This window comes from Rhodococcus sp. GQ147, assembly GCF_059759155.1.
This window is the reverse complement of record NZ_JCAXDU010000055.1, coordinates 1-1446: the sequence shown is the minus strand read 5'-3', so window position 1 is coordinate 1446 and position 1446 is coordinate 1. Positions and strand designations below refer to the sequence as shown.

Here is a 1446-nt window from a genome sequence, read left to right as displayed (position 1 = left end):
CCCGGGTTGGTTCAGTTCGCGGCCGCGGTGCGGTTCCCGGGGCGTTTGCGTGGCCGGTAGGACGGGCCGTCCATCAGGATCTGGTGGCTGGTGTTGATCAACCGATCGAGCAGGGACTCGGCCACGACCGGATTCGGGAACAGCGGATACCAGTCTTTCGGGGCCCGGTTGCTCGTCAGAACCAACGGCTTGCCGGCGATCGCCCGGTCGGATACCAGATCGTAGAGATCATCGGACTGGGTGGTGGTGTGCTCGCGCATCGCGAAGTCGTCGATGATCAACACCAGCGGCCGGGTGTATTCGCGCATCCGTTGGCCGATGGTGCGGTCGGCGTGTCCACCGGCCAGATCGGCGAGCATCCGGGAACACTTGACGAACCGCACGTCCCCGCCGCGTCGGGCCACATGATGCCCTAGCGCTTGTGCCACATGGGTTTTGCCGACGCCGACGGGTCCGTAGAGGATCACCGACTCGCCGGCGTCGAGCCACCGCAGCGCAGCGAGATCCCGCAGCATCGCGGCCGGGAGCTTCGGGTTGGCGGTGAAGTCGAAGTCCTCGAAGGTGGCCTGCTGCTCGAACTTGGCCCGGCGCACCCGCCGGGCCAAGGCGGCGGTTTCGCGGCGGGCGATCTCGTCCTCGCAGAGCACCTGCAGGAACTCGAGGTGCCCGAGCTGCCCGTCGCGGGTTTGCGCCAGGCGCGCGTCGAGGGTTGTCGAGCATGCCGGTCAGCTTCAAGGTTTTCAACGCAGCCCGCAGGCTGGGATCATGGATGGTCATGACAGGTGTCCTCACAGCATCTAGTGAAAGTAATTGCAGTTCAATATTCCTGGCGATATGAACGGATCAAGCGGATCGTTCGGTGTCGAACGCGGCCGGCCCGCGCAACAACGCCGGCGCGGTGACCCCGGCATCGGCGACGTCCTGGCCGTCGTGTTCGGTGCCGGCGACGAGGATGCCCTTGACCGTGCGATAACGCGGATCACCGACCTCGAGGGCACGGGCGCAGGCCGCATCGATGCGGGCATCGTCGTAACGCGACCGCAGCCGGATGATGCCCTGGATCGATCGCAGTCGATGGATCGCGTTGACCTGGGACAACTCGTCGACGATCGCGACCGCGCCGGGTCCGATCTGCTCGGCCTGGACCCGGCACCACACCACCGTCTGCAACGTGAACGCGGTCTTCTCCGGCGGATAATGCTCGGGATTGGTCGCTCTCCCGGACAGGCGGCGCACATGGGTGGCCACGACCTGCTCGTCGTGGAAGATCTGCACCACATCCCCGGCGGTGCGCACCAGCAATCGTCGGCCGATCAGCTGCCACGGCGCCGAATACAACGCCTTGCCGGCCTTGACGTGACAGTCCGGGGCGAGTTTGCCGGTGGAGTAGACCACCGGCTCGAACCTCCTGGGCGGCAACGGCGTCAGGGTGTGCTTTTCGACGGC

1 protein-coding gene and 1 pseudogene are annotated in these 1446 nt (G+C 66.1%); both read right to left on the bottom strand.

All coding sequences use genetic code 11. The features are described from left to right. Positions 1 to 11 precede the first annotated feature (11 nt). Positions 12 to 777, bottom strand: a pseudogene (istB, locus tag AC6CID_RS24980) (IS21-like element helper ATPase IstB). A 66-nt stretch (positions 778 to 843) separates the two neighbouring features. Further along, positions 844 to 1446: Mu transposase domain-containing protein (locus AC6CID_RS24975; protein WP_498354663.1), on the bottom strand; the 603-nt coding region annotated here is incomplete at its 5' end.